22 protein-coding genes are annotated in these 26,986 nt (G+C 72.6%); 4 read left to right on the top strand and 18 right to left on the bottom strand.

Features of this window, described 5'->3' with window-relative positions; genetic code table 11:
• Window positions 1-79 precede the first annotated feature (79 nt).
• The 9 genes from ACSQ2D_RS06030 to ACSQ2D_RS05990 all read right to left on the bottom strand — a co-directional run bounded on the left by ACSQ2D_RS06030 (window position 80) and on the right by ACSQ2D_RS05990 (window position 10,331).
• Entirely contained in the window at window positions 80-1,126 is a 1,047-nt protein-coding gene (locus ACSQ2D_RS06030) for an NAD(P)-dependent alcohol dehydrogenase (RefSeq protein ID WP_435985074.1), read from the bottom strand.
• Window positions 1,127-1,229: 103 nt separating this feature from the next.
• Window positions 1,230-2,060, bottom strand: coding sequence for a ParA family protein (locus ACSQ2D_RS06025; RefSeq protein WP_435985073.1), 831 nt, complete (start codon window positions 2,058-2,060; stop codon window positions 1,230-1,232).
• A gap of 26 nt (window positions 2,061-2,086) precedes the next feature.
• The gene (locus ACSQ2D_RS06020) at window positions 2,087-2,764 is read right to left on the bottom strand and encodes a maleylpyruvate isomerase N-terminal domain-containing protein (protein ID WP_435985072.1); all 678 of its coding nucleotides are present in this window, start codon (window positions 2,762-2,764) and stop codon (window positions 2,087-2,089) included.
• On the bottom strand, window positions 2,757-3,641 hold the full coding sequence (locus ACSQ2D_RS06015; RefSeq protein WP_435985071.1) for a RecB family exonuclease: 885 nt from the start codon (window positions 3,639-3,641) through the stop codon (window positions 2,757-2,759). The genes ACSQ2D_RS06020 and ACSQ2D_RS06015 overlap by 8 nt, the downstream gene beginning before the upstream one ends.
• A gap of 9 nt (window positions 3,642-3,650) precedes the next feature.
• Window positions 3,651-4,634, bottom strand: a complete 984-nt coding sequence (locus tag ACSQ2D_RS06010) for an NAD(P)H-dependent flavin oxidoreductase (RefSeq protein WP_435985070.1) — start codon at window positions 4,632-4,634, stop codon at window positions 3,651-3,653.
• A complete protein-coding gene (locus ACSQ2D_RS06005; RefSeq protein ID WP_435985069.1) occupies window positions 4,631-6,406 on the bottom strand; it encodes a class I adenylate-forming enzyme family protein in 1,776 nt (591 codons plus the stop codon). The genes ACSQ2D_RS06010 and ACSQ2D_RS06005 overlap by 4 nt, the downstream gene beginning before the upstream one ends.
• Before the next feature lie 109 nt (window positions 6,407-6,515).
• On the bottom strand, window positions 6,516-7,520 hold the full coding sequence (locus ACSQ2D_RS06000) for a winged helix-turn-helix transcriptional regulator (protein ID WP_435985068.1): 1,005 nt from the start codon (window positions 7,518-7,520) through the stop codon (window positions 6,516-6,518).
• Complete coding sequence (locus ACSQ2D_RS05995) at window positions 7,504-9,021, bottom strand: carotenoid oxygenase family protein (RefSeq protein ID WP_435985067.1); 1,518 nt, start codon at window positions 9,019-9,021, stop codon at window positions 7,504-7,506. The genes ACSQ2D_RS06000 and ACSQ2D_RS05995 overlap by 17 nt, the downstream gene beginning before the upstream one ends.
• A 59-nt stretch (window positions 9,022-9,080) precedes the next feature.
• Window positions 9,081-10,331, bottom strand: coding sequence for an acetyl-CoA acetyltransferase (locus ACSQ2D_RS05990; protein WP_435985066.1), 1,251 nt, complete (start codon window positions 10,329-10,331; stop codon window positions 9,081-9,083).
• Window positions 10,332-10,501: 170 nt separating this feature from the next.
• Between ACSQ2D_RS05990 and ACSQ2D_RS05985 the strand changes: the two genes are divergently transcribed.
• Window positions 10,502-11,731: an acetyl-CoA C-acyltransferase gene (locus ACSQ2D_RS05985; RefSeq protein ID WP_435985065.1), complete on the top strand. Its 1,230-nt coding sequence runs from the start codon at window positions 10,502-10,504 to the stop codon at window positions 11,729-11,731.
• Between the two features lie 21 nt (window positions 11,732-11,752).
• On the opposite strand, the gene ACSQ2D_RS05980 is transcribed toward ACSQ2D_RS05985, so the two are convergent.
• Window positions 11,753-12,367: a MarC family protein gene (locus ACSQ2D_RS05980; RefSeq protein ID WP_435985064.1), complete on the bottom strand. Its 615-nt coding sequence runs from the start codon at window positions 12,365-12,367 to the stop codon at window positions 11,753-11,755.
• The gene (locus tag ACSQ2D_RS05975) at window positions 12,364-13,254 is read right to left on the bottom strand and encodes a PHP domain-containing protein (protein ID WP_435985063.1); all 891 of its coding nucleotides are present in this window, start codon (window positions 13,252-13,254) and stop codon (window positions 12,364-12,366) included. The genes ACSQ2D_RS05980 and ACSQ2D_RS05975 overlap by 4 nt, the downstream gene beginning before the upstream one ends.
• A 139-nt stretch (window positions 13,255-13,393) precedes the next feature.
• On the opposite strand from ACSQ2D_RS05975, the gene ACSQ2D_RS05970 reads away from it, so the two are divergent.
• Together ACSQ2D_RS05970 and ACSQ2D_RS05965 are read left to right on the top strand one after the other, a co-directional pair.
• Window positions 13,394-14,026: a SigE family RNA polymerase sigma factor gene (locus tag ACSQ2D_RS05970; protein ID WP_435985062.1), complete on the top strand. Its 633-nt coding sequence runs from the start codon at window positions 13,394-13,396 to the stop codon at window positions 14,024-14,026.
• The gene (locus ACSQ2D_RS05965; RefSeq protein WP_435985061.1) at window positions 14,023-15,153 is read left to right on the top strand and encodes a hypothetical protein; all 1,131 of its coding nucleotides are present in this window, start codon (window positions 14,023-14,025) and stop codon (window positions 15,151-15,153) included. The genes ACSQ2D_RS05970 and ACSQ2D_RS05965 overlap by 4 nt, the downstream gene beginning before the upstream one ends.
• 66 nt (window positions 15,154-15,219) lie before the next feature.
• Here ACSQ2D_RS05965 and ACSQ2D_RS05960 read toward each other — a convergent pair whose 3' ends face one another.
• Together ACSQ2D_RS05960 and ACSQ2D_RS05955 are read right to left on the bottom strand one after the other, a co-directional pair.
• Window positions 15,220-15,849: a MaoC family dehydratase gene (locus tag ACSQ2D_RS05960; RefSeq protein WP_435987822.1), complete on the bottom strand. Its 630-nt coding sequence runs from the start codon at window positions 15,847-15,849 to the stop codon at window positions 15,220-15,222.
• Between the two features lie 29 nt (window positions 15,850-15,878).
• Window positions 15,879-17,342: a threonine/serine ThrE exporter family protein gene (locus ACSQ2D_RS05955; protein ID WP_435985060.1), complete on the bottom strand. Its 1,464-nt coding sequence runs from the start codon at window positions 17,340-17,342 to the stop codon at window positions 15,879-15,881.
• Window positions 17,343-17,534: 192 nt separating this feature from the next.
• Between ACSQ2D_RS05955 and ACSQ2D_RS05950 the strand changes: the two genes are divergently transcribed.
• A complete protein-coding gene (locus ACSQ2D_RS05950; protein WP_435985059.1) occupies window positions 17,535-19,079 on the top strand; it encodes an aminopeptidase P family protein in 1,545 nt (514 codons plus the stop codon).
• Window positions 19,080-19,190: 111 nt separating this feature from the next.
• Here the strand turns inward: ACSQ2D_RS05950 and ACSQ2D_RS05945 are convergent, their stop codons facing one another.
• From ACSQ2D_RS05945 to ACSQ2D_RS05925, 5 genes are all read right to left on the bottom strand, one after another.
• Window positions 19,191-20,402: a hypothetical protein gene (locus tag ACSQ2D_RS05945; RefSeq protein ID WP_435985058.1), complete on the bottom strand. Its 1,212-nt coding sequence runs from the start codon at window positions 20,400-20,402 to the stop codon at window positions 19,191-19,193.
• Window positions 20,403-20,470: 68 nt separating this feature from the next.
• Window positions 20,471-21,133: a general stress protein gene (locus ACSQ2D_RS05940; protein WP_435985057.1), complete on the bottom strand. Its 663-nt coding sequence runs from the start codon at window positions 21,131-21,133 to the stop codon at window positions 20,471-20,473.
• A 40-nt stretch (window positions 21,134-21,173) separates the two neighbouring features.
• Complete coding sequence (locus ACSQ2D_RS05935) at window positions 21,174-22,373, bottom strand: acyl-CoA dehydrogenase family protein (RefSeq protein WP_435985056.1); 1,200 nt, start codon at window positions 22,371-22,373, stop codon at window positions 21,174-21,176.
• Window positions 22,374-22,535: 162 nt separating this feature from the next.
• On the bottom strand, window positions 22,536-23,411 hold the full coding sequence (locus tag ACSQ2D_RS05930) for a caspase family protein (RefSeq protein ID WP_435985055.1): 876 nt from the start codon (window positions 23,409-23,411) through the stop codon (window positions 22,536-22,538).
• A gap of 62 nt (window positions 23,412-23,473) precedes the next feature.
• A complete protein-coding gene (locus tag ACSQ2D_RS05925) occupies window positions 23,474-26,926 on the bottom strand; it encodes a CHAT domain-containing protein (protein WP_435985054.1) in 3,453 nt (1,150 codons plus the stop codon).
• Window positions 26,927-26,986: the final 60 nt, after the last annotated feature.

The following is a 26,986-nucleotide window of genomic DNA, read 5'->3' as shown; positions in this document are numbered from 1 at the left end:
GTGACAGTCACGACACCCCGGGATCGGATCCCGGGGTGTCGTGACCTGCTCGGTGTGTTGCGAGGACAGCCGCTCGGCGTCAGGCGTTGATCGTCGCGGTGTCGATGACGAAGCGGTAGCGCACGTCGCCGGCGACGACGCGGTCGTAGGCCGCGTCGACCTCGTCGGCCGAGATCGTCTCGACCGTCGCGCCGATGCCGTGCTCGGCGCAGAAGGCCAGCATCTCGGCCGTCGCGGGGATGCCGCCGATGTTCGAGCCGGCCACGACGCGGCTGCCACCGACGACGGCGCCGGGCGCGAAGTCGTAGTTGCCCGTGGGCAGCCCGACGTTGGCGATGACACCGAGCGGGCGCAGCAGGCCGATGTAGGTCTGCATGGGCAGGTCGGCGCTCACCGTGTTGATGATGATGTCGAAGCTGCCCTTGAGGCTCCCCAGCACGCCCTCGTCGCCGGTGGCGAAGTAGTGCGTCGCGCCGAGGGCCTCGCCGTCGCCCTTCTTGGCGTCGGTGCGGCTCAGCACGCTGACCTCGGCGCCCATGGCGGCGGCGAGCTTGACGGCCATGTGGCCGAGGCCGCCGAGGCCGATGACGGCGACCTTCTTGCCGGGACCGGCGCCCCAGCGCTTGAGCGGGGACCACACGGTGATGCCGGCGCAGAGCAGCGGGGCGGCGACGTCGAGCTCGATGCCGTCGGGGATGCCGACGGCGAAGCGCTCGGAGACGACGACCAGCTGGGCGTAGCCGCCCTTGGTCGGCTCGCCGTCGTAGCCCGTGCCGTTGTAGGTCATGACGGCGCCCTTGGAGCAGAACTGCTCCTCGCCGTCCTTGCAGAACTCGCACTCACCGCACGAGTCGACCATGCAGCCGACGCCGACGCGGTCGCCGACCTTGTACTTCGTGACGCCGTCACCGACGGCCGACACGACACCGGCGATCTCGTGTCCGGGGACCATGGGGAAGATCGCGCTGCCCCACTCCTCGCGGACCTGGTGGATGTCGCTGTGGCAGATGCCGGCGAACTTGATGTCGATGAGGACGTCGTCGTCTCGCAGGTCGCGGTGCTCGACGGTCCGGGCCTCGAAGGCGGCTCCGGCGCTCGGTGCGACCAGTGCGGGGGTGGAAATCAAGGGGATTCTCCTTCGTGGTGGGTGGCGACGCTCTCAGGTGCAGCGCGCCCTCACCACGGTTCATTCCCCGTCTGCTGGTCGGGTCGAACGTCTGGGACCTGCGTCACAGCCTCGTCAGCAGGGAGGCGGCGACGTCGCGGTAGGCCTGCGCGCCCTTGGACGTGCGGGCCGTCGCGAGGATCGAGCGGCCCACGGCCGGTGCCTCGGCGAAGCGCACCGTCTTGGGGATCGGCGGCTCGAGGACGGGCAGGTCGTAGCGCTCCCCCACGTCGGCGAGCACCTCGCGGGCGTGGTTGCTGCGCCCGTCGAAGAGGGTCGGCAGGATGCCCCAGACCTCGAGGTCGCGGTTGAGGATCTTCTGCACGTCGGCGACGGTGTCGAGCAGCTGCCCGACGCCGCGGTGGCTCAGCATCTCGCACGGCATGGGGATGATGAGGGCGTCGGCGGCCGTGAGCGCGTTGAGCGTCAGCACCCCCAGGCTCGGCGAGCAGTCGAGCAGCACGACGTCGTATGCCGTGTCGGCGCCTTCGAGGGCCGAGCGCAGGACGTACTCGCGGCCGGGTCGCGGTAGGAGCATGGCCTCGGCACCGGCGAGATCGATGGCCGAGGGCACGAGGTCGATGCCCTCCTCGCACGAGACGACGACGTCGCCGAGCTCGGCGGACCCCGTCAGGACGTCGTGGACGGACCGCTCGACGGTGTCGGGGTCGACGCCGAGGGAGAAGGTGAGGCAGGCCTGGGGGTCGAGGTCGACGAGCAGGACACGCTGCCCGAGCTCGGCCAGCGCGGCACCGATGCTCGCGACCGACGTCGTCTTGGCGACGCCGCCCTTCTGGTTCGCGAGGGCGATGACCGTGGGACCGCTGTCGGCGGAGGAGCCTCCGGCACCCCGACGCGCCGTGGACGGGCCGGAGGTGCGGGTGCGGGGCGCCATGCGGCCCAGTGTGTCAGGTCGGCCGGTCAGAAGGCCGAGATCGTCCGGGGGGCGCGCTCGGAGCGTGACAGAGCCGACACCAGGGCGCCCTGCCCGTGCCGGCGCGCGGCGAGTCGGGTCAGCAGGGCCACGACGGGGGCGAGCACGTCGTCGGGCAGCCTCGGCGCGGTGAAGCCGACGCTGGCGGCGACGTCCTCGCCGTGGACGACGACCTCCATCATCCGGCCCGTGAGGAAGTCGTCGCGGCGCAGCGCCCAGCCGGTCCAGGGGATGAGGACGGCCCGGTCGGCGTGCTGGTCGGCGAGCGCGTCGGGCAGCTCGGCCCGCGCCGCGACGACCCGCGCGAGGACGACGTCGCGGCCGGCCTCGGCCTGCTCGTCGCTGCTGGACCGGATGGAGACGTTGACGTCGTCGTCGAGGCCACCGGACACCCACGCCGACCGGGCGTAGTGCTCGTCGAGCGCGATGGCGTCGACCGCGGGCTCGGCGCGCAGCAGGGTCAGGGCCGTGACGGGCTGGCTGGCGAGATGGGCGACGAGCCCGCCGACGCCCCACTCGGGCAGCGCGCTCGGCCGGTGCCAAGCGGCGGCGACGTCCTCGCGGGCGACGATGGCGATGACGTGGTCGGCAGCCGCGAGGAACGCCGGCCGCAGGTCGCGCTCGGGTGTGGGCTGGGTGGTGGGTCGGCTGCTGGGCTCAGGCATCGTCGCGCTCCGGTGGGGTGGTCTCGTAGCCGGCAGGCTCCAGGCCGGCCCAGTCGGACTTCTCGGGGCCCATCTGCTGGCCCTCGGGACAGTGCGCCCGGAAGTCGCACCACGAGCAGATCGCCGAGGTGCGGGGCGCGAAGCGGGTCGACTCGACGCCGACCTCCTTGAACTCGGCGTCGGCGCGACGCAGGTCGGAGGCGATCGACTCGGCCTCGGCGATCTTGCGTGCGAGCGACTCGTCGGTGTGCTCGTGCGCGGCGACCGTGCCGGAGGGCACATGGTGGAGCTCGACCCGGTGGCACGGGCGGCGGAACATCCGGGAGGCCGCGACGGCATACAGCGCGAGCGGCAGCGACGTGCGCGCGTCGTCGTCGGTCGGCACCTGTCGGCCCGTCTTGTAGTCGACGACGACGAGCTCGCCCTCACGGTCATCGAGGCGGTCGATGCGGCCGGTGATGGCGACCTCGTCGGTCTTGAGCGAGACGCTGCGCTCGATGCCGACGGGCTGGTTGTCCCGGTCGCTGGCCCGGAGGTACTCGGTGACGGCGTCGCGGACGCGCAGCCGCCAGGCCGCGGACTGCTCGGGGTCGCGGAAGCCGACGTCGATCCACGACGAGCGGACGAGCTCGGCGACCCCTGCCGGCGTGCGGCGGTCGGCGGGGAGGTCCCAGAAGTCGCGCAGCGCGTTGTGGGTCGCGATGCCGACCGACGTGTGGGCACGCTGCGGGCGGGCCTGCGGGCGCGGGCGGTCGAGGTACTGCATGCGGTAGCGCCGCGGGCAGTCGAGCCACGCGAGCAGCCGCGACGGCGAGCCGGAGTAGAGCGGCGTGGGCATGCCCGCGAAGGTCGTCTGCTGCGCGGGTCCCGTCGTCACGCCGACACCCTACGACCCACGAGGGACACCTGACCGGCGACTTCCCCAGCCCTGGTCAGCTGGGCCGGCGGCGACGCGCTCGAGGCGTGCTGCAGCGGCCCGGAACTCACGCTCGAGCGCGTCGACGACGTCGGCGACCGGCAGCACCGAGCGGATGCTCTGGAGCCCCTGCCCGGCCGCCCACAGCTGCGACCACTTCCTGGCCGGCGGCTCGGCCGTGTCGTAGCTCCGGACCCCGTCGTGCACGAGGTGGTCGGGGTCGAGCCCGTGCGCCCGCAGGCTCGGTCGCAGCCAGGACGCGTCCGCCCCCGTGATGCCGTCGCTGACGACGAGGTCGTCGGGGCCGTGCGCGACGACCATCTGCTTGTAGTCGTCGACGGCCCGGCTCTCCGTCGTCGCGAGGAAGCGGGTGCCCATGTAGACGAGGTCGGCGCCGACAGCCACGGCGCCGGCGACCCCGGCGCCGTCGGCGATGCCTCCCCCGACGGTGACCAGACCGTCGAAGAGGTCGCGCACGGCCGACACGAAGGCGAAGGGAGAGAGATGACCGGTGTGCCCGCCGGCGCCCGCGCTGATGCACGCGAGTCCGTCGACGCCCGCGTCGATCGCCTTGCGGGCGAGGACGAGGTCGATGACGTCGGCCACGACGAGCCCGCCGTAGCCCTTGACGGTCTCGATGACGGGCCGGGGCGAGCCGAGGGCCGTGATGACGACGGGCGGCCGGTGCGCCGCGACGAGCGCGAGGTCGTCGGCCAGACGCGTGTTGCTCCGGTGCGTCACGAGGTTGACCGCCCACGGCGCAGCGCCGGAGCCCGAGGCGATCGCCCCGAGCCACTCGTCGAGCTGCTCGGGCGTGCGACAGTTCTGCGTCGGGAACGCTCCGAGGATGCCGGCCCGCGCCGCGGCGACGACGAGCTCGGGGCCCGACACGAGGAACATCGGCGCCGCCACGACGGGGAGCCGCAGCGCCGCGAGCAGCTCCTGCGGCGTCACCCGCTCGCCCCGGGCGTCCCGGCTCCGCCGCCGTCGGGCGCCTCGCGGACCGCGGGCGCGTCCGGTTGCCGCAGCAGGCGCTTGAGCACCTTGCCGACGGGGTTGCGAGGCAGCTCGTCACGCACCTCGAGCCGCTCGGGCAGCTTGAACGAGGCGATGCTGCGCTCCCGGAGCCAGCCGACGAGCTCGTCGAGGGTCAGCGACGCCCCGGGGCGCAGCACGACCACGGCCGCGACGCGCTCCCCCAGCCGCTCGTCGGGGTCGCCGACGACGGCGACGTCGGCGACGGCCGGGTGGTCGGCGATGAGACCCTCGAGCTCGGCCGGGGCGATGTTCATGCCCCCGCGGATCACCTGGTCGCGGGCCCGGTCGAGGTAGCGCAGGTACTGGCCCTGCTCGCCCGCGATCTCGAAGAGGTCGCCGGTGCGGAGGTAGCCACGGTCGTCGAACGGGCTCGGCAGGTCCTCGCCGTGGAGGTAGCCGGCGAAGACGCTCGGTCCGCTGATGTGCAGCTCGCCGGGGTGTCCGGGCTCGGTGACGTCCTCGCCGGTCACGATGTCGACGAGGCGCGTGTCGGTCCACTCGCCGGCGCGGGTCGACCACGTGACGCCCGGCGCCCCGAACCGTGGGAAGTACTGCGCACGGTCGTCGGGGTCGGGGAAGTCGACGGGGCTCGACAGCAGCCCGATCCCCTCGTTGGAGCCGAAGAAGTTGATGACGCTGATGCCGTGCCGCTCCTGCCAGCCGCGCACCATCGCCGGCTGCAGGGGCGCAGAGCCGGAGCCGATCCGGGTCAGGCTGCTGACGTCGACCGTCGCCATGAGCTCCTCGTTGCCGAGCAGCATCCAGAGCAGGGCCGGCGGCGCGCACGTGTAGGTGGCCCGCTCGACGGCGACCTGCCCGAGGAACGTCGGCAGGTCGAAGGGGTGGTGCTGCACGAGGACGCAGCCGGTGAGCAGCCACGGCAGGAACATCCCGCTGATGCCGGCCATGTTGATCATCGGGAAGGGGTTGAGCAGCACGTCGCCGACCGTGACCTGCGGCGCCTCGGTGGTCGCGACGCCGACGGCGAGCCAGTCCATGTGGCAGCGCGGCACCCCCTTGGGTGCGCTCTCGGTGCCCGAGGTCCAGCAGATCGTCACGGCGTCGTTGGCCTCGTTGGGGTCGGCGGCGGCATACGCCTCGACGGCCTCTCGATCGGCGTCCGTGGCGGGACCGGGGTGCCACACGCGGACGCCGATGGGCACGTCGGCCGTCTCCTCCTCGGGGCCGTACGCGATGACGGCACGCACCGACTCGACGTCGCCGAGCGCCGTGGCCGCGTCCGCCGACAGGGCGCGGTCACCGAAGTGGGCACTGCTGAGGTATGCCGTGACGCCGGCACTCGCGCACATGGCGGCCACCTCGCGCCCGCGCAGCTGCACGGGCAACGGCGACACGACGACCCCGAGGCGCCAGGCCGCGAGGTACACCTCGACGAGCTCGACGGAGTTGGCGAGCTGGACCCCGAGCACGTCGCCTCGACCGAGGCCGAGGGACAGCAGGCGGGCGGCGAGGGACGCGACCTCGTCGTCGAGCTCGCGCCACGTCAGCCGTCGCGGCGCCGAGCCGAGCAGCGCCTCGCGGTTGGCCGGGTCGACGACGGCGAGCGCGTCGCCGCGGGCCTGCACCCGGTCGGTGAAGAGCCCGTCCAGCGTGTCCTCGCCCCACCAGCCCCTGGCCCGGTAGTCGGCGACCTTCTCCGGCGGGTGCAGTCCGCGTGCGTTCGCCATGGCTCGGCGCTCCTTCGTGGTTCGGCGTGAGGTGGTCTGTGCGGGACGTGCTTCGGTGTGAGCTGCGTTGCTGCTGTGGGTCTTTCGGCTCGGTAATGGCTGACTGGGACTAGCGGGCGGACCGACGGTGCGCGCGCGGGACGACCTCGATGTCGCTGCCGTGGAGGTCGGCCGAGCACTGGTCGCAGGCGAGCGCGACGGCGAGCGGAGACCCGCACGGCACGTGCTGCTGGACGAGCGCGGGACCCTCCTCGGCGGCATACCAGTGGTGTGCCCAGTCGATGGCCACGGCGACGACGGGGTAGAAGGCGTGGCCCTTCTCGGTGAGGTGGTACTCGGCGCGGCCGTCCCCGCCGCCCGTGCGGCGCCCCCTGGGCTCGAGCACGCCGATGTCGCAGAACGCGCGGAGCCGCTCGGCGACGAGGCTCGGCGGTGCCCCGAGGGCCTCCTCGAAGTCGCCGAAGCGCGTCAGCCCCCGCAGGGAGGCGCCGATGAGGGCGGAGGACCAGCGGTTGCCGAAGATCGCCATCGTCTCGGGGAAGAGGCCGGCGGAGGTCCGTTCGGTGCGGGGGTCGGACCGCCGCCGTGTCGTCGACTCCGGGACGGACCGCTCCCACGAGCCGCTCGGCCCCCACTCGGCGTGGACGTCGGAGGAGCGCACGACCTCGCGGCAGCCCGTGCACGTCAGGACGGGTGCGAAGTTCTGGCCGCACAGGGCGTGGCGCATCGCCGGCAGGGTGGCGGCGTGCCGCGGCACCCAGCGCCGCTCCCAGTCCCAGATCGCGATCGTGACCGGCCACAGCCCGCGGCCGCGCTGCGTCAGGACGTACTCGGCCCGGACCGGCCGCTGCTGGTAGACGACACGGTGGAGCAGGCCCTCGCGCTCCATCGTCGCGAGCCGGGAGGTGAGGACGGCGTTGGAGATGGCGACCTCGTCGAGGAACTGGCCGTAGCGCGTCGTGCCGCGCAGCGCCCGCTGGAGGATGAGGAGGGTCCACTCGTCGCCGAGCAGCCCGAGCATCCGCCCGATGGCGTTCGTCGACCCGGTGTCGAGCCGGGTCGCCACGGTGCCGGGGTCGACGTCGTCGACCACCGACTCAGAGACCGATCGCATCCGCTGCCGTGTCCGCCGTGCTCCACCGTCGCAGCTCTGCCCCCGGGGCCCATGTCGAGTGGGTGCCGCTCGAGATCCGCTCGGGCAGCCGGAGCTTGCACACCGGCCCGTCGGAGACCCGTGCGGCGTCGAGGACGACGCAGTACGAGGCGTCGTCGTTCATGTCGGTCGTCAGCGTCACGAGGTAGCCGTCGTCCTCGGCGGTGCTCCCGACCCTGGGTGCCATCGCCGTCTCGCTGCCGAAGACGTTGTCCCCGAAGGAGAACCGCTCCTCCGTGCCCGAGTGCAGGTCGTGCTTGACGAGGCCGTCGAAGAGGAACCACGCGGGCTTGCCCGTCGCGGCGTACGCGTAGCGGTAGGCCCCACCGGCATACGAGCCGTTCATCATGCCGAACTCGGTGATGCTGTCGGAGAGCGGCGACTCGGTGACGAGACCGGTGCGGAGGTTGAGCCGCCAGCGGTGCAGGCGCGCCTGCATGCGGTCGAGCGCGAGGAAGCGGAAGGCCCGCTCCCACCGGTCGCCCATGCCGTTGTCCTTCGGCTCGGGGTCGCCCTGGAAGAAGCCGTCGAGGACGATCTCGTCGCCCTCCTCGTACGCGTTGACGAAGTGGAGGACGTACGTCGGGTCGGCCTCGAACCAGCGGATGTCGCTCGTCTGCCCCCGCCGCGGGATGACGGCGAATCGGCTCGGCATGTCGCGGTGGAAGCGCGCGACGTGCGCGCCCTTGGCGAGGGCCTCCGGCTCCCAGAAGAGGGGGAAGTCGCCCAGGACGACGTAGTTCTCGGTGAAGGCCATGTCGTGCGGCAGCCGCGGCCCCGGCAGCGGGACGTCGACGTAGTGGACGAGGTCGTCCGCCTCGTCGACGACGCCGTAGTGCATGTACGGCGCCTCCTTGCTGTAGTTGAAGAAGAGCAGCTCGCCGGTGCGGTCGTCGACCTTCGGGTGCGCCGAGACGCCCCAGTCGAAGGGGAAGCGGCCGTTCCACGTCGCCTTGCCGAGGGTCTCGGCCGACATCGGGTCGACGCGGTAGAGGTCGCCGCACTGGTAGAAGCTCGTGAGGGCCGTGCCGCGGTGGACGATGACGTCGGTCGACGACGCGTCCTTCATCTGGCGGCGAGCGCCCCAGCCGTCCTCGCGCAGGGAGAGGTGGGGCGGCTCGGCGAGACCGGCCCACAGCGACTGCCCGGCCTCCTGCTCGGCGAGGAAGCCGTCGGTGCGCACGAACCGGTTGCGGTAGAAGGCCTTTCCGTCACGGAAGCCGACGACGTGGACCATGCCGTCGCCGTCGAACGGGTGGTAGTGCTTGAGCGACGGATGGACGGGGTTCTCCGTGTTGCGCAGGTAGACGCCGTCGAGGTCGGTGGGCACCTCACCCTCGACGACGTCGAGGTCGTCCGCCCTCCACTCGGTCGTCTGCGGCTGCCACGGGCCGGTGCGGTAGGGGTGGTCGTCGTCCGCGGGCAGGGTCGAGAGCATCCGACCGACGATGTCGACATCCATCCGGGTCTCCTTGGCTCGCAGTGGTTTGCGTGGTTCGGTCAGTGGCTGGGAGTCAGCGGTCAGTCGGCGACGGCGCCGACGACGAGGCTGACGGTGGTGGCGGTGCTGCCGCCGAAGTTGAGGGTGCCGAAGGTACGGGCACCCTCCACCTGGTAGTCGCCTGCGGTGCCGCTGACCTGCTTGGCCGCGTCGACGAGCATGCGTATGCCGCTGGCCCCCACCGGGTGGCCGCCGCCGATGAGCCCGCCGCTCGGGTTGATGGGCAGCCGTCCGCCGGGAGCGATGGAGCCGTCCTCGACGGCCTTCCACGACTCCCCCGGTCCGGTGAGGCCGATGTGGTCGATGGCGAGGTACTCGGTCGGGGTGAAGCAGTCGTGCACCTCGAAGCCGTCGAGGTCCTCGAGGGTGACGCCGGCCCGGTCGAACGCGTCGGTCACGGCCCGGCGCACGTGGGGCAGGACGTAGAGCTCGTCGCGGTCACGGTCGAGCTTCTGCCGCAGACCGAGGCCGACGGTGCGGTGGCCCCAGCCCTCGATGCGCGCGACGGGTCGGCGTCCCGGGTGGTCGCGCAGCCAGGCGTCGGAGACGAGGACCACGCCGGCGGCGCCGTCGGTGACCTGGCTGCAGTCGTAGCGGCGGATCCGGCCTTCGACGACGGGGTTGCGCACGTCGTCGGTCGCGTCGGGTCCGGTGAGGTCCGGGACGTCCCAGCCGCGGGTCTGGGCGTTGGGGTTGCGCCGGGCGTTCGCGAGGTTGAGCGCGGCGATGGCGCGCAGGTGGGTGTCGTCGAGCCCGTGCCGACGGTCGTACTCGTCGGCGATGGCGCTAAAGACGTGGGGCCACATGAAGCGGGCGCCCTCGCCGTCGTGCCCGACCCAGGCGGCTGCGCCGAGGTGCGTGGCGGCCTCGTCGCCGGGCACGGTCTTCTCGAGCTCGACGCCGAGCACGAGGGCGCAGTCGTAGTGGCCCGCGCGCAGGTCGGCCATGGCGGCGAGCAGCGCCACGCCGCCCGACGCGCACGCGGCCTCGTGCCGCGCCGCGGGCAGGCCCCAGAGGTCGGGACGGACCGTCGCCGGCATGGCGCCGAGATGGCCCTGGCCGGTGAAGAGCTGGCCGAAGGCGTTGCCGACGTGGATCACGTCGACGTCGGCCGCGTCGGCACGACTCGCCTCGAGGGTGCGGTCGACGATCTCGCCCACGAGGTCGGAGACGTCGCGGCCCTCACGGGTCAGGTGGCGCGCGAAGTCCGTCTGCGAGCCACCGAGCACCCAGACTCCCGTGCGGGAGGTGCTCGCGCTGCCGGCCGTCATGTCCGCCTCCGCTCCCGACGCCGCCGTCGGTGCCCAGCCTTGCCCTTCTCCGGGCACGGTACTACAACTAGCAGAGTGACTCGCCGGGTGCGACGAGGTGGATCCGGGCCGGGCGCGAGACCGGGCGCGGCGGCCCTCGCGGGCTCAGGCCGGACCGATCGGGAGGACGTATGGGCGACGGTGACGACGCGTACGTCCTCGACGTCGTGCGCACCCCCCGCGGGCGTGCGTCCGCACGCGGTTCGCTGCACGGCTTCACGGCCATCGACCTCGTCGTGCACCTCCAACGGGCCCTCGTCGAGCGCACCGGGATCGACCCGGGACGCGTCGACGACGTGACGCTGGGCTGCGCGACCCAGGTCGACGAGCAGGGGGCCGACCTCGCCCGCACCGCCTCGCTCGTCGCCGGCTGGGGCCTCTCCGTGCCGGGCGTCACCCTCAACCGCTTCTGCGCGTCCGGCATCGACGCCGTCGGCCAGACCGCGGCCCGGGTGCGCGCGGGCGACCTCGCGCTCGCCGTCGCCGGGGGCGTCGAGAGCGTGTCGCGCGTGCCGATGTTCGCCGACCGTGGGGCGCTGTATGCCGACCCTGCCCTCGTGCGCCGCCTCGGCTCGGTCCACATGGGGATCGCCGCCGACCTCAACGCGACCCTCGAGGGCTTCACCCGCGAGCAGCTCGACGCCTACGGCCTCGAGACGCAGACCAAGGCGACCCGGGCGCGGGCGGAAGGTGCCTTCGCACGGTCCCTCGTGCCGGTGCCGGCCGACATGCGCGGTCCCGGCCTCGACCACGACGAGCTCGTCCGACCCGGCACGACCGCCGAGTCGCTCGCGGCCCTGACGCCCGCCTTCGCGCAGCTGGGGGCGGACGGCCAGGACGCCGTCGCGCTCGCGGCGGCGGACGGCATACGCCCTCTCGACCGGATCGACCACCTGCACACCGTGGGCACCTCCCCGGCCGTCGCGGACGCGGCGGCGCTGCTGCTCGTCGGGTCGGCCCGGGCCGCCCGGGCCTCAGGCCTCGTGCCGCGGGCGCGCATCGTCGCCGCCGCGTCGACCGCTGTCGACCCCGTCGTCATGCTCACCGCCGGACAGTCGGCCGTCGAGCGGGTGCTCGCGCGGGCCGGCTTGTCTGCGAGGGACGTCGACGTCTTCGAGTTCGCCGAGGCCTTCTCGGCGCTGTGCCTGCGCTTCCGCCGCGACCTCGACGCCGGGCCGGACCGGATGAACCCCGACGGCGGCACCATGGCGATGGGTCACGCCTTCGGGGCGACCGGCGCCATCCTCGTCGGCCAGTGCATCGAGGCGCTCGAGCGTCGCGGCGGGCGCTGGGGCGTCGCGGCCGTCAGCGGAGCCGCCGGGCTCGGCACGGCCGTCCTCGTCGAGCGCGTCGACGGCTGATGGACATGCGCCCGTCGGCCCTCAGCCCTCGCCGTTGACGAAGGCCCGCACCGAGTCGGCGACCATCTGCACGGCGATCGCCGACAGCAGCAGACCCGCGATGCGGGTGAGCAGCATCGTGCCGCTCTCGCGCAGCAGCCCGCGCACCTGCCCGGCGAAGCGGAGCACGAGGTAGACGACGAGCATCGCGCCGACGAGGGCGGCGCCGACCGCGGTGTACGCCCCCGTCGTGTCGGAGCCCTGCACGGCGAGCATCGTCGCGACGATCGCGCCCGGGCCGGCGAGCAGCGGCGTGCCGAGCGGCACGAGGGCGACGTTGACGCCGGCGTCGGCCAGCGAGTCGGACTCCTTGCCCGTCAGCAGCTCGAGCGCGACGAGGAGCAGGAGCAGTCCGCCGGCGCCCTGGAGCGCGGCGATCGAGATGTGGAGGTAGTCGAGGATGCTCTTGCCGAAGAGCGCGAACATCCCGATGACGAAGACCGCGACGAGCGAGGCACGCCGGGCCGCGACGTGGCGCTGGACCTTCGTCAGCGACCCGGTCAGGGCGAGGAAGATCGGCACCGCGCCCGGCGGGTCGAGGATGACGACCAGGGTGATGAAGGTGCTGAGGAAGACGGTCGTGTCGAAGACGCTCACGGCCTCAGGACCTCCGTGGCCCCGCTCGAGGCCGCCTCGATCGCGTCGAGCACCTCCGGGGCCGTCGTGTTCTCGGCGAGCCGGTTGCGCTTGCCCTCGCCGTGGTAGTCGCTCGACCCCGTGAGCAGCAGCCCGAGCCGGTCGGCGAGCGCCGTCGCGCGCGCGACCTCCTCCGGACCGTGGTCGCGGTGGAACGCCTCGAGCCCGGCGAGCCCGGCGTCGCGCATCCGCTCGACGAGCGCGTCGTCGAGGTCGCCGGACCGGGTGCGCGTGAAGGGGTGCGCGATGACCGGTACGCCGCCCGCCGCCCGGACGAGCTCGACGGCGCGCACGGGGTCCGGGGCGTAGTGGCCGACGTAGTAGGGCGAGTCGTCGCCGAGCCACGACCGGAACGCCTCGTCGCGGTGACGGATCGTGCCGTTGGCGATGAGGGCGTCCGCGATGTGCGGTCGACCGGGCGTGGCGTCGGGGCCCACCTGGGCGAGCACCTCGTCGTAGCCCAGAGGTATGCCGTCCGCCGCCATGAGCGCGACCATCCGCTCGAGCCGCGTGGACCGGGAGTCGCGGGCGCGGGCCAGCTCCTCCATGAGGGGCCGGTCACCGGCGTCGGGCAGGTAGCCGAGCAGGTGGATCGAGGAGTGGCGCCACGCGCACGAGATCTCGATGCCGCGCACGAGGGTCACGCCGTGGACGCGGGCGGCCTCGGCGGCCTCGGCCCAGCCGGTGACCGTGTCGTGGTCGGTGATGGCGAGGACGTCGACCCCCGCCGTGGCCGCGGCGGCGACGAGCTCGGCCGGTGTCTCCGTGCCGTCGCTGACCGCCGAGTGGGTGTGCAGGTCGATGACCGGGCGCGGGTGCCCTGCACTGTCGGTCCCGGTCGGAGTCACGCCCCCAAGCGTAGGGGCGTCCGCGGTCCCCTTCGGCCACGGCCCGTCCGTGCGGGTGAGCAGCAGGTGACCGTTGCTGGCAACCTTTGCGGGGCACCGCCCGTAGGTAGGGCATGACGAGCAGGGACAGGGGAACGACGTGAGCCGCCGCAGCGCTGCGCGCGATGCCGACTTCACGGCCTTCATGGAGCAGGCCGGCCCGGCACTGCTGCGCACGGCGTGGCTGCTGACGGGCGACCACCACAGGGCGCAGGAGCTGACGCAGGCCGCGCTCGTCAAGACGTACGTCGCCTGGCCGCGCGTGCGGGAGGGTGAGGCGCTGGCGTACGCCCGTCGGGTCCTCGTCAACCACCGCACCGACGTGTGGCGCGCGACGCGCCGCGAGCTGGTCACCGACATCCCGCCCGACACGACGCCCGACACGAGGCCCGACACGTCCCGGCGCGACGCCGTGCGGACGAGCGACGACCGCGACCTCGTCGTCCGCCTGCTCCGCACCCTGCCCGAGCAGCAACGCACCGTCGTCGTGCTTCGCTACTACACCGACCTCTCCGAGCAGGCGACGGCCGAGGTGCTCGGGATCTCCGTCGGCGCCGTCAAGAGCGCCGGCTCGCGCGGCCTCGCGGCGCTGCGGTCGGCGCTCGCCACCGCGGAGGCCCTCGATGGGGCTGCCGGGGGGTCCGAGACGCTCGCTGACCGCACCCCACCGACGACCCGACCGACCACCCCACCGACGCAGACCCCCACCGACGCTGGAAGGAGCGCCCGATGAACGCCGCACCGGACACCGACATCAGGGCGGCCCTCGACGACGCCACCCATGTCGCCGGGCTGACCTTCAGCCCCGACGCCGTGCTCGCCGAGGGTCACCGCGTCGTGCGTCGTCGGCGGATCGCGGCGGCCGCCGCCGTCGCGGCCGCCACCGCCGTCGTCGCGGTCGTCGCCGTCCAGCTCGGCGCCGGCCGGCCCCGTGCCCTGCCCGCCGGCGACCCGAGCTCGAGCCAGACGGCCGTCGCCGCGGCTCTGGACGAGTCCGCCCAGCTCTACCCAGACGGCTCCTCCCAGTCGACCAAAGCGTCCGGCATCCGGGTCGAGATCGCGAGCGCCGCGGGTGGCAAGGTGCGGGAGACATGGTTCGTCCTCGACGGCGCCGCGCGCGTCAAGACCGTGCGGCGGGAGGTGCCCCGCCCGCAGGTGGGCGGGTCCAGCCTGCTGCTCCCGGCCGAGAGCGGCCTGCCGGGCGTCGTCGCCGGGTGGGTCGAGACCGGGACGCCGCGCACCATCAATGCCGGCCCCGTCTTCGCGCCGGACGTCACGATGTCCGGCGGCTCGGGGGCCACCACCCGGCTCGTCCCGGCCGGAGGCGGCCCTGCCCCGACGCGCTACCTCTTCGTCAGGCAGGTCGCGGGGTTCGATGCTGCCCAGCTGGTCGGGGTCGTGTGGACCGATGCGTTGGACGACGCCGACCCGACCAAGGTCGGATACCGGGCAGCGCTGACGACCAATGCCCGGACGGACCTGCACCGGGCGGTCCTCACGACCCCGGACGGCACCATGCGGGTCCTGTGGACGGACGACGAGCAGAGCGGCCTCCTCTGGGTTCCGGGCGCGATCGAGGGTCCGAGCGGGGCGGCCCCGCTGCGCATCCTGCCCGTCCCGGCCCGGACCGGCGTCGAGCCGACGCCCGACCTCGTCTTCGGGTGGGCCGACGGCACGAAGGAGGTCAGGGTGACGTCGTCGGACCCCACGGACGACGTCGTGGTGTCGACCCAGCAGGTCGACGGCCGAACGGCTTTCGTCGTCGCGCCCACCTCGACCCAGCACGTCAAAGGTGAGCTGACGATCAAGGGTGGCGGTACCTCGACCACCGTCGGCTTCGCCCGGGCGGGGAAGGGCTGAACGGGCGCCGGCTTGTGGAGATCCTCCGGCACCAGGTGCCGGAGGATCTCCACGAGGCCACGAGGGTCAGGCCTGGGCGGGCGCCTCGGGCGTGGCGTCGCGGCCGGGCCAGTTCCTGTCGGGGACGGGGACCGGTCTGCCGGGCTGCTCGCCGCCACGGACCTCGAGGTAGTTCTCCTTCGGCACCATGACCTTGCGGCGGAAGATGCACACGACCGTGCCGTCCTGCTTGTAGCCGATCGTCTCGACGTGGACGACGCCGCGGTCGTCCTTCGAGGTCGACTCCCACTTGTCGAGCACCGTCGTCTCGCCGTAGATCGTGTCGCCGTGGAAGGTCGGAGCGACGTGGCGCAGCGACTCGATCTCGAGGTTGGCGATGGCCTTGCCCGACACGTCCGGCACCGACATGCCGAGCAGCAGCGAGTAGACGTAGTTGCCGACGACGACGTTCTGCCCGAACTGCGTCGACCCCGCGGCGTAGTGGGTGTCGAGGTGGAGCGGGTGGTGGTTCATCGTCAGCAGGCAGAAGAGGTGGTCGTCGTACTCCGTGACCGTCTTGCCGGGCCAGTGCCGGTAGACCGCACCGACCTCGAACTCCTCGTAGCTGCGTCCGAACTGCATGCCCGCTCCTCGTCGAAGGTGGTCACCCGGCCCCGCTGGGACGAGCGGCTCCCAGCCTGCCGGAGCGGGCGGCATACGCCCATGCTCGTATGCCGTGTGCTTGCTCACGCCTGCGCGTCTGCGTCGCTCGTGGCAGCGAGGTCGCTCGTCTCTGAGAGGACCGGCGCGGTGCTGCCGGTCGCCTCGGGGTCGGGGTCCGCGGGCAGGGTCGCGCCGGCGGCGGGACGTGGCCGCACGCCCTGGCTCTTGGCGACGAGCAGGCTCGCGAAGTAGGTGCCGAGCGACACCCCGGCCGCGAGGCCGAGGCCGAGACCGAACGCCTGGAGCAGCGTCGGGACGCCGACCGCGAAACCGTTGCCGTCGGGGTTCGTCACGAGCTGCGAGATGCCCTCGTAGGCCATCCGCCCCGGGAGCAGCGGGACGATCGCGGCCGTCGTCACGGCGAGCGCCGAGATGCTGAGCCGTCGGGCGACGAGCCGGGCGGCGAAGCCGATGACGAGCGCTGCGGTCGCGGACGCGGTGACGGCGCCGAGCTGGAGCGCCCGCTCGGCGAGCGCGAGCATGACCCACCCGACGCCGCCGGCGAAGCCCGCGACGACGACCGCCGTGCCGCTCGCGTAGGACATCACGGCGAAGGCGACCGAGATGATGACGGCGCAGACGACCTGGACGACGACGTCGTCGCTGAGCAGGGTCTGCGAGCTGATCGCGATCGGGTAGTCGAGCCGCTTGCCGAGGGAGAGCACGACGGAGATCCCGACGGCGATGCCGAGCGAGAGCACGATGACCTCGAACCCCCGCGCGCCGGCGGTCACGTAGTAGCCCTCGAGCGCGTCCTCGGCGGCGCCGACGACCGACAGCCCCGAGAGCAGCAGCACGATGCCGGACGCGACGACGAGCGAGGGCGACACGTCGCCGACGAAGGTCATGCCGGCCGACTGGGCCGCGACGACGAGGGTCGCGACCGCGGTCGGGATGGCCGCGCCGACGCACTGCGCGAAGAAGGCCGCGACGCCCGCGCCGGTGAGCCAGCTGAGGACGCGGCCGACGACCGTCGCGGTGAGGAAGCTGAGCAGGATGATGAACGGCCCCCCGCCGACGAGCCCGGCGGCGCCGGCCGCGAGCGCCCCACCGGCGACGGTGACGAGCCAGCGGCGGTACGGGTGGGGCGCCGTGATGACCGAGTCGAAGCGCACCCGCGCCTCGTCGACCGGGACGGGGTCCTGCGACAGGTCGACGATGAGCCCCCGGAGGCGCTCGAGACGCGTGTAGTCCTGGACGCGGAAGCGCACGATGCGCATCACCGTGATCGGGTCGGCGTTCGGGCCACGGTGGTAGGAGACGGTGACCGACGTGTACGTGACGTCGACGTGGACCGAGCTGAGGCCGTACGCCTTGGTCAGGGTGAGCACGGTGGCCGTGACGTCCGCCGCTGCGGCACCCGTGGCGATCATCGCGACGCCGGCGCGCATGGCGAGGTCGATGACGGCCTGGGCGGTCACCGAGTCGACCCCGTCCGGCGTCGTCCAGATGGGGATCTCGTCGGTCGGCGGCCCGCTCGGTCTCATGGCCCGCCGGGTGCTCGCCCTCAGCGAGGGAAGGCTCCGGTGGGCGGTGGTCGGCCGGGCGGGTCGGTCGGTGCGGGCCACTCCCAGACCGTATGCCACCGCCCCGGTCCCCGGGGTACCCCACCGGGGTGCCCGGCAGGCGCGGAAACCGGGTTCGGCGGTCCTCGTGCCGCGTGGCACCATGGCGGGGTGATGAGTGAAGAGCAGAAGACCTCTCCGAGCCGCAAGCGCCCGACGACCGACGAGTTCCGGGCCTTCGTCGCGAGCGGTTGGGCACCGCGCGGCACCGAGGTGACCCCTCGGGCCGAGGTCGCCGACCACGCAGCCCGTCGTCGTGACGCCGTCAGTGCCGCCTTCCCCGGTGAGCGCCTCGTCGTCCCGGCCGGCGGCCTCAAGGTGCGCAGCAACGACTGCGACTACGTCTTCCGCCCGCACAGCGCCTTCGCGCACCTGACGGGCCTGGGCAGCGACCGCGAGCCCGACGCCGTGCTCGTGCTCGAGCCGCGCCCGTCCGCCGAGGGCGAGGGCAGCGGCGGGCACGAGGCGGTCCTCTACTTCCGTCCGCTCGCCGACCGCGACACCGAGGAGTTCTTCGGCGACTCGCGCTACGGCGAGTTCTGGGTCGGAGCCCGCCCCACCCTCGCCGACATCGAGTCCGAGCTCGGCGTCACCGCCCGCCACATCGACGAGTTCGGTGAGGCCGTCGGCAAGGACGCCGGCGAGGTGACGATCCGGGTCGTGCGCGACGCCGACGCCGAGGTCGCGACCCGCATCGACAAGGCCCGCGACGCCGCGGCCGGGACGCAGGAGACCACGCAGGCCGAGACCCGCGTCGACCGCCAGCGCGAGGCCGACGAGCAGCTCGCGGCCTTCCTCTCGACGCTCCGCTTCGTCAAGGACGAGTGGGAGGTCGAGCAGATGCGCGACGCCGTCGACGGCACCCACAAGGGCTTCGACGCCGTCATCGCCGACCTGCCCGAGGCCGTCCGCCGCGGCCGCGGCGAGCGCTGGGTGGAGGGCGTCTTCGGCCTCCACGCCCGCCACCACGGCAACGGCGTCGGCTACGACTCGATCTGCGCCAGCGGCGACCACGCCAACACGCTGCACTGGATCAAGAACACCGGCGACATCAGGGACGGTGACCTGCTGCTCCTCGACGCCGGGGTCGAGGTCGACTCGCTCTTCACCGCCGACATCACCCGCACCCTGCCGGTGAGCGGCACGTTCAGCGACGCGCAGCGCAAGATCTACGACGCCGTGTACGCCGCCCAGGAGGCCGGGATCGCGGCCTGCAGGCCGGGCAACACGTTCAGCGACGTCCACGCCGCGGCCATCCGCGTCATCGCCGAGCACCTGCACGCGTGGGGCCTGCTGCCCGAGGGCGTCGACGTCGAGGGCACGCTCGACGCCGACCACGGGCAGTACCACCGGCGCTGGATGGTGCACGGCACGAGCCACCACCTCGGCATCGACGTCCACGACTGCGCGCTCGCGACCCGCGAGGAGTACTCCGACGCCGAGCTGAAGCCGGGCATGGTCCTCACGGTCGAGCCGGGGCTCTACTTCAAGGCCGACGACGAGCTCGTCCCGGACGAGTTCCGCGGCAACGGCGTGCGCATCGAGGACGACATCCTCATCACCGAGGACGGCTGCGAGAACCTCTCGGCCGCGATGCCGCGCAGCTCCGCCGAGATCGAGGAGTGGATCGCCCGCATCTGGGCGGGCGCCGAGGCCTGACCGACCCCCCACCTGACCGGACGCGGCGTCCGGTCTCGAGCCCAGCGGCGTCGCACCGCTGTCGAGACCGGGCGCCGCGTCCGGCGTGTCAGGACGATGCGTCGGGAGGGGTCACCTCGTCATCGGGAGCTCGGTCAGCGGGGGCGCCGGAGCCGGCTCGATGCCCGTGCTGCCGGGCGCGCCACCACCGGTCGAGCCGGGCACCTCGCTCGGGGCCGTCGCGTCGGGCGGGGCGGCAGGACCGGTGGCAGGCGACCCGACTGATCCGTCGGACGACACCGAGCCGTTCGGGTCGGGGGCCGGGATCGGAGGGCTCCACTGCTCGACGAGGTCGACGAGCGACCCCGCGTCGTCCGACTGGAGGTTCGAGCCCATGACGGCGGGCGCGCACGCGGGGTCGACGTTGACGCGCACGGCCGGCCCGACGGCATACGCGAGCACGAGCCCGAACCGCGCGTCGCTCGTCTTGCCCGAGCCCTGACAGGTCTGGTCCGTCGGCTTCGTCGGCAGGGCACGGAGCGCTGCGGCGACCTGCGCCGAGCGCGCTGCGTCCAGCCGGGTCGCCTTGACCGTGCCGTCGACGGCGTCACGGCACACCGTCACCGTCGGGTCGCCCTCGGGGGCCAGGGTCCGGTCGTCGCCGAGCCGCCCCCAGGACAGCCGCGAGCAGGGGGCGGGGAGCTCGGCAGGCGGCGTGCGTGTGCCGAACATCTGGTCGAGCAGGACCGCCGGCCCCGGACCCGACCGGAAGTCGCCGTTCGTCGAGGTCGAGCACGCGTTCGCGTCGGCGAGCGAGCTCACCCACACGATGGCGTCGCCGTAGGCGGCACCGACGACGTATGCCGTCTCGTTGCCGGCCATCATCGTGCACACCCGCGGCCCGCCCGAGACCCGCGGCGACCACGTCATGGCCTCGACGAGCGCCGCCCGCTGCGACGCGCTCGCGACGCTGCGCTTCGCCAGGCGGAAGGGGGCCGAGAGCGGCTTGGTCGCCATGACGTCCGCGACGGGGTAGCTGCACACGACGAGCGAGGTCGGGTCGCGGTCGGGGAGCAGCCGAGCGGCGCCGTCGACGCCCTGGGGCTTCTGGGGCACGGGTGCCGGGTCGGACAGGTCCGCGGAGTCGACCGACGCGGGGCACTGCAGGGCCCCGTCAGCCTCGACGGGCTGGTCGGTCACGGGCCGGACGGGGCCGGCCGCGAGCGAGGTCTGGCCCGGCTCGGGCGCGGTGGCGGTCCCGCACGCGGCGAGGGCGAGCGCGGCGGCCACGGCGACCACGAGAGCACGGCCGGCGGCATACCTTCTCGACCTGCTGGGCTGCATCAGGCGCTCCTTCGTCGGGGATCCGTCACCGGGAAGGACACGTGGGCGCCCGCTTTCGTTGCAGAGAGTCAGCCGGCGGCCGGCGGCGGGCCCGGCTGGTCGGGGCTCGGCGGCTGGGTCGGGGGTTGCGTCGGGGGTTGCGTCGGGGGTTGGGTCGGGGGCTGGGTCGGGGGCTGGGTCGGGGGCTGCGTCGGCGTGACGGGGGCGTGACCGATGCCGGCCCTGGCGCCGACGTCGAGGCCTGCGTCGGCGAGGATCTGGCGACCCTGCTGGGCGAACTTGTGCTCGCAGAAGACCTCGTAGCGCGTCGCCACGACCTGGCTCACGGACGAGAAGTCGCGCGCACCGCGCGTGAAGGCGTAGCCGACGAGCGACCAGATGAGGCCGAACACGGCGCCGTAGAGGGCGGTGTAGAGCAGCAGCGTCATCGGGTTCGAGGGGCGGGAGAAGAGCGAGAGGATCAGGCCCACGAAGAGCCCGAGCCACACTCCGGACAGCAGACCGCCGAGGGCGACACGACCCCACGTGAGGCGGGCGGTCACCCGCTCCATCTGCTTGAGGTCGGTGCCGACGATGAGGCAGTTCTCGACCGGGAACTGGTTGTCGGACAGCGTGTCGACGGCCTTCTGCGCGTCGACGTACTGCTCGAACACACCCAGCGACATGGGGTACTCCAGGGAGAGTGTCGCGAATCCCTGGCGTCCCCCCGGACCCTTCGGTTGCAGGCTCATGCGCCCATCCTCGCATCCCCGCCCGCGTGGCGAGGGACCCTCAGGCCTTGAGCTTGTAGTCCTCGACGAGGCGACGGCCGATGATCATCCGCTGGATGTCGGCCGTGCCCTCGCCGATGAGCAGCATCGGCGCCTCGCGGTAGAGGCGCTCGATCTCGTACTCCTTGGAGTAGCCGTAGCCACCGTGGATGCGGAAGCTGTCCTCGACGACCTGCGAGCAGTACTCGGACGCAAGGTACTTCGCCATGCCGGCCTCGAGGTCGTTGCGCTGGCCTGAGTCCTTCTTGCGGGCGGCCTTGACCATCATCTCGTGCGCGGCCTCGACCTTGACGGCCATGTCGGCGAGCCGGAAGAGCACAGCCTGGTGGTCCACGATCTTCTTGCCGAACGTCTCGCGCTGCTGCGCGTAGGAGACGCCGAGCTCGAAAGCCCTTCTCGCGACACCACATCCGCGCGCAGCGACGTTGACGCGACCGACCTCGACGCCGTCCATCATCTGGTAGAAGCCCTTGCCCGGCTCGCCGCCGAGGATCTGCGCGTCGGTGGTGCGGTGCCCGTCGAAGATGAGCTCGGTCGTGTCGACGCCCTTGTAGCCCATCTTGTCGATCTTGCCGGGCACGGTGACGCCCTGGGCGGTCTCCCCGAAGCCAGACTCCTTGTCGATGAGGAAGGTCGTCATGTTCTTGTAGACCGAGTCGGCGCCGGTGTCGGTCTTGACGAGGACGGCCACGAGGTTGGCCGAGCCACCGTTGGTGAGCCACATCTTCTGTCCGGTGATCGACCACTCACCGTCGTCGCCCTTGACCGCCTTGGTCTTGATGGCCGCCACGTCCGAGCCGCAGCCCGGCTCGCTCATCGAGAACGCACCGCGGATCTCGCCCGTCGCCATCTTCGGCAGGTAGTGCTGCTTCTGCTCCTCGGTGCCGTGCTGGAGCACCATGTAGGCGACGATGAAGTGGGTGTTGATGATGCCGCTGACGCTCATCCAGCCGCGGGCGATCTCCTCGACGCAGAGCGCGTAGGTCAGCAGGGACTCGCCGAGACCGCCGTACTCCTCGGGGATCATCAGCCCGAAGATCCCCATCTCCTTCATGCCGTCGACGATCGCCTGGGGGTACTCGTCCTTGTGCTCGAGCTCCATGGCGACGGGGATGATCTGCTCGTCGACGAACTCACGGACGAGCTTGATCAGCTCGGTCTGCTCCTCGGTGAGGCCGTCGGTCTGCTGCAGTCGGGACATGCTCGGATCGCCACCTTGCGTCTGGGCTCTCGGACAACTGCGACCGAGTATGCCGTCGCGCCGGCCACGCGGTCAGCGCGCTCGCGTGTGAGTGTCGACACCTGTGTCCTCGGTCACCGGATCGGCGTCGGCAGCGGCGTCGGCAGCGGCGTCGGCAGCGGCCTACCAGAGCTGGCCGAAGGCGACCTTCTTGGCCTTGACCGGGCCCTCGAGCGTCGAGCGCTGGCTGAAGTCGCCGTCCTTGAGGCCTGCCGTCACGGTGCGGAGGAGCTCGGTCCGGGTCGCCGTCGGGCTCGCCTTCATCGCCTTGAGGAAGAGGTAGGTGAAGGCCCCGTTGGAGCGGCCGTCGAACGTCGCGTCGGACGCCGTCTGGTTCGGCTTGCAGGCCGCGAAGAGGACGGGCTTCGACGCCGTGGACCGGCTCTTCGTCAGCTCGACGAGGGCCTTGCGGTCGACGGTGCGGACCGGGGTGACGGCACGGATGGCCCGGGACTGGTCGATGCCCCGACGCGTCGGCGGCGGGAGGTAGCGCGGCTTCCGACCGAGGAGCTGGGCCTGGAGGATCTCGTCGAGGTCCTTGAGGCCGGTGCCGCTGTGGCACGTGTCGAGCAGCACCTCGAGCAGGACGCCGGCGGGTACGCGGGCGAACAGGTCGCGCAGCTCGTCGTCGACGATGACGGTGTCGCGGTCCCACTGGTCACCCTTCTGCCGGATGTCGTGGCAGGCGAAGGCCTCGTCGAGGTCGTCCGGCTCGACGTCGCCACCGGGCTCGTTGGGCACCTGCGTGCCGTGGCTGGAGAAGGTGAAGACCAGGTGGTCACCCGCCTTCGCGGAGTCGACGAGCTTCGTCAGGGCCGCCATGACGGCCTTCTTCGTCGCGTCGGCGTCGGTGAGCACCGTCGTCGCGCGTGCCGTGAAGCCGAGCGGCCGCAGCGCCTTGGCGATGTCGTCGGCATCGTTGACGCAGCCGTTCAGCCAGCTCGTCTGCGGCAGTGACTCGAACTCGTTGATCCCCACGCACAGAGCCCTGTTTGCCATGGCCGTTCCTTCCTTCTCGGAACCCACTCGGGTGAGCGGGTTCGACTGGGGTGTATGCCGTTTCAGACTGTCTCGAGCACCGCGTCGGGTCTCGCGTACACGACGTAGGCGAGCCAGGTCGGGTCGTCCGCGTCCCGTGCCGCCTCCCGGGCGAGCGCGCTCGCCCGAGACATCGGGGTGCCCTTGAGGAGCTCCTCGTAGAGCGTCTCGACGAAGACTCGCGCCGGCTCCTCCTGGACCGACCACAGGCACGACACGAAGGCCGAGGCCCCGGCGTCGAGGAAGGCCTTGGCGAAGCCACCGACGGTCGTGAAGAGCTCGCCGGACCGACCGGTCTGGCAGGCGTTGAGGACGACGAGCGGCCCGACGCTGTCCGGTCCGGTCCAGTCGAGGTTCGCGGAGACGTCGGTCGACGTGAGGTACTGCTCGCGCACGGTCGTGCCACGCCGCTGCCCCTTGAGCAGCACCTTCGCCTCGGCGATGTCGTCGGAGCGCGCCGCGCCGTGGCCCGAGAAGTGCAGCAGGTCGAAGCCCCCGCCGCGCAGGAGCCGCTCGACGCCGCTCGGGGTGGCGGTCACGGCCTTGGCCCCGAACCGGTCCTTGAGGTAGCCGGCCTCGGCCACGCCGACGTCGTTCTTGAACATCGGGTTGGCGTAGACGGGGCAGATCGACCGGGCGTGCCCCCGGCGCACGCGTACGGCCCGGGGCGGGAAGCTGCCGAGCTGCCAGCGCACGAGCCCGCCGGAGGCGAGGAAGCGCGGCGTGGTGCCGCGCTTGCCTCGCGCGGGCTTGAGGTGGACGAGCTCCCAGGGCACGAACGGCTCGTCGGTGTAGACGATGAGGTCGTGCACGAGGTCGCGGCGCTCCCAGAGGTAGGCCTGCATGTCCTCGGGGAAGAACTGGTCGAAGAGCATCGTGCCGGTGTTCTGCAGCTGTGACATCCGCTGGCGGGGCGTGAGGTCGGGGTCCTTGATGACCTGCTCGACCTCGGCGATCCGGTCGCGGACGAACTCGTCACGCCCGACGATCGGCGCCGACTCGAACACCCGCTCGGCCTCCCCCGGCACGAGCCGGAGCGCGTAGCTGTAGACGCGCTCGCCCGTGACCCGGCGGCACTCGACGATGTCGAGGCAGGGCAGGCCGTCGAGCTCTGGAGCGTCGATGCCGGTGTGGACGGTGGCGGTGACCGGCGCCGGAGCGACCATGCCGGCCGCGGCAGCCGTCGACTCGAGGGTGACGGTCGCGACGGGCACCCAGCCCTGTCGCAGGACGATGGACACGCGGACGGGCCCGGGCGCGAGGGCACGCACCCGGAAGGTCAGCTCGCTGGCCCAGTCGCCGCTCGGGAGCCCGAAGACCTTGGCCTCGGTCTCGAGGACCTGGACGTTGTCCTTCGCGTAGACCTGGACGCTGAGCGGGCGCTCCGCGTCGACGTGGACGGTCCTCGACACGTGGACGGTGCCCTCCGTCGGCGCGAGCGCCTGCCGGGCCAGTCGGACGCGCACGGTGGCGTCGGCGCCCGGTGTCACCGTCGACGGCATCTCCGCAGCCAGCTCGGCCTCCGTCGTGCCCTCGAGAGGGCTCGTCGGTCCGTGACCCGCAGGCTTCTGGCGATCACGGCGGACCGCCTTCTTCGCCGTCGCCTTCTTCGCCGTCGCCTTCTTCGCCGTCGCCTTCTTCGCCGTCGCCTTCTTCGCGGGCGCCTCGGCCCGGGGGCCCGTCGACGGTCTCGCCGGCGGCCGGGCGTGGGTGCCGGGCGGACGAGCCGCGGTCGGCGGGCGGGTGGCTGTCGGGGGACGGGCGGACGTGGCCGGCTCCTCCAGCTCGACCATCTCGAGACCCCGCTCGTCGCCTCCTCCGTCAGCGCCGAGGACCGGCCCGGCCGTCATCCACTCGGGCAGGTGCGCCTCCTCGTCGGACGCGCCGAGCCCGAGCGGCAGCCACTGCGAGATCGCGCCGATGACCGAGAGCTGCGAGAAGTAGTTGACGTGGTGCACGACGTCGTTGGTGCCGAGCGCGAACGTGTCCCGGACGAAGCCTCCCGCCGGCAGCCCGATCGCCGACATCGAGTCGGTGTCGACGACGAGGTCGTTGCGGCCCTCGAAGATCCCGTCGACGAAGCCCTCGGCGAGGCGGACGGCGAGCTCGCGCGGGAACTCCGGCGGGTTGTGGTGGTCGTCGAAGAGCGACACGTGGAAGTCGGACGAGACGACGTACCAGCTCGTCCCCGGCCGGGGCTGGCCCGGCTGGTCCTCGTTGAGGCTCGTCACGAACGGCCCCTCGGGCATCATCGCGGCCAGGCCGGGCACGCCGTCGTCGCCGGCGGCATACGACACGAGGTACTTCACGAGCGCACCCATTCCACGGACGACCCCGCCGACGACCGCCGCGAACGGGGCACCGCCGGGCACGAGCGAGAGTCCGGTCGCGGTGACCATGACCAGGTTCGTGTAGAGGTCGACGAGATCGTGCCAGCGCTCCGGGTCGGCGAGGTGGGTGCCGCCGTTGGTCGAGGCGACGAAGACGATCGAGTCGACGGCGATCCGCAGCCCCGCGCCCGGAAGCACGGACTCGACGAACGACCGGGTGACGAGCCCTCCGCGACTGTGGGTGATGACGTCGAGGACGAGCTCGCCGTCGTGGGGAGCGAGCAGGGCGAGCAGGTCGCGGGCGTTGCGCTCCGGGTCGACGCTGAGGGTGCGGTGGTCGAAGCCGATGACGGCGTCGTACGCGGACACGAGGGTGTCGACGAAGCCCTCCGCACCGGGAGTGACGGCGAGCGCCCCGAAGGCACCGGTCGTCGACGAGAACGTGCCGTGGACGAGAAGCAGGACCCGTGCCGCGCGGTCGGTGGGGAGGCCCACCTCCGAGAGGGAGCCGACGGGCTTCCATGCCTCGAGCGCTCCCCCGGTGACGTGGACGAGACCGGTGCGCACGCCCGACTCGAGTCGCTCGACGACCTTGTCGACGATGACGGGGGCGGCGAAGCGCAGCACGATCGCCTGGAGGACGCCGTGGGCGAGGTCGCCCAGCAGCCCACGGTCGGCCGTGGCCGGTCCTGCGCTCGGCGAGTCGATGCCGCGCGACCGCGGCCTCGGACGCCGCGGCCTCTCGGGCTGCACCGACAGGGCGAACGAGACGGTGCGCGGGCCGGGGTCGATCGAGCGCGTGCGCTCGGCTGCATCGACCGGCAGGTGCCACGAGTAGACCCCGTCGCGCTCGAGCAGGACGACGGCGTCGTTGCCGGCCGGCACGTCGACGTCGAGCTTCACGGTGCCGGGACGGTTCGCCGGTGCCGGACCGCCCAGGTCGCGAGAACGCCGTGGTGTCAGGTCGATCCGGTCGACGACGACGAAGTCGTCGGCGCGCAGGGCCTCGACGAGGGCGGCTCGCTCGGCCACACGTCGGTCACCCGAGGGCAGGTCGCGGTCGGTGCGGTCCGTCGCGGCGGACGTGTCGTAGCCGCGGGGCGCGCGCACGCGCACCGCTCCCCCGCCGAAGGACGCGGACGGCATACCTGGGCTCCCTCCGAGACGTCTCCCCTGCTCCTTGCCACGGTAGAGGTGAACGGAGGG

Source organism: Terrabacter sp. LjRoot27, assembly GCF_964254175.1.
Lineage (GTDB): Bacteria > Actinomycetota > Actinomycetes > Actinomycetales > Dermatophilaceae > Terrabacter.
Note: the sequence above shows the minus strand (reverse complement) of the source record. Positions and strands in the feature narration are given on the sequence as shown.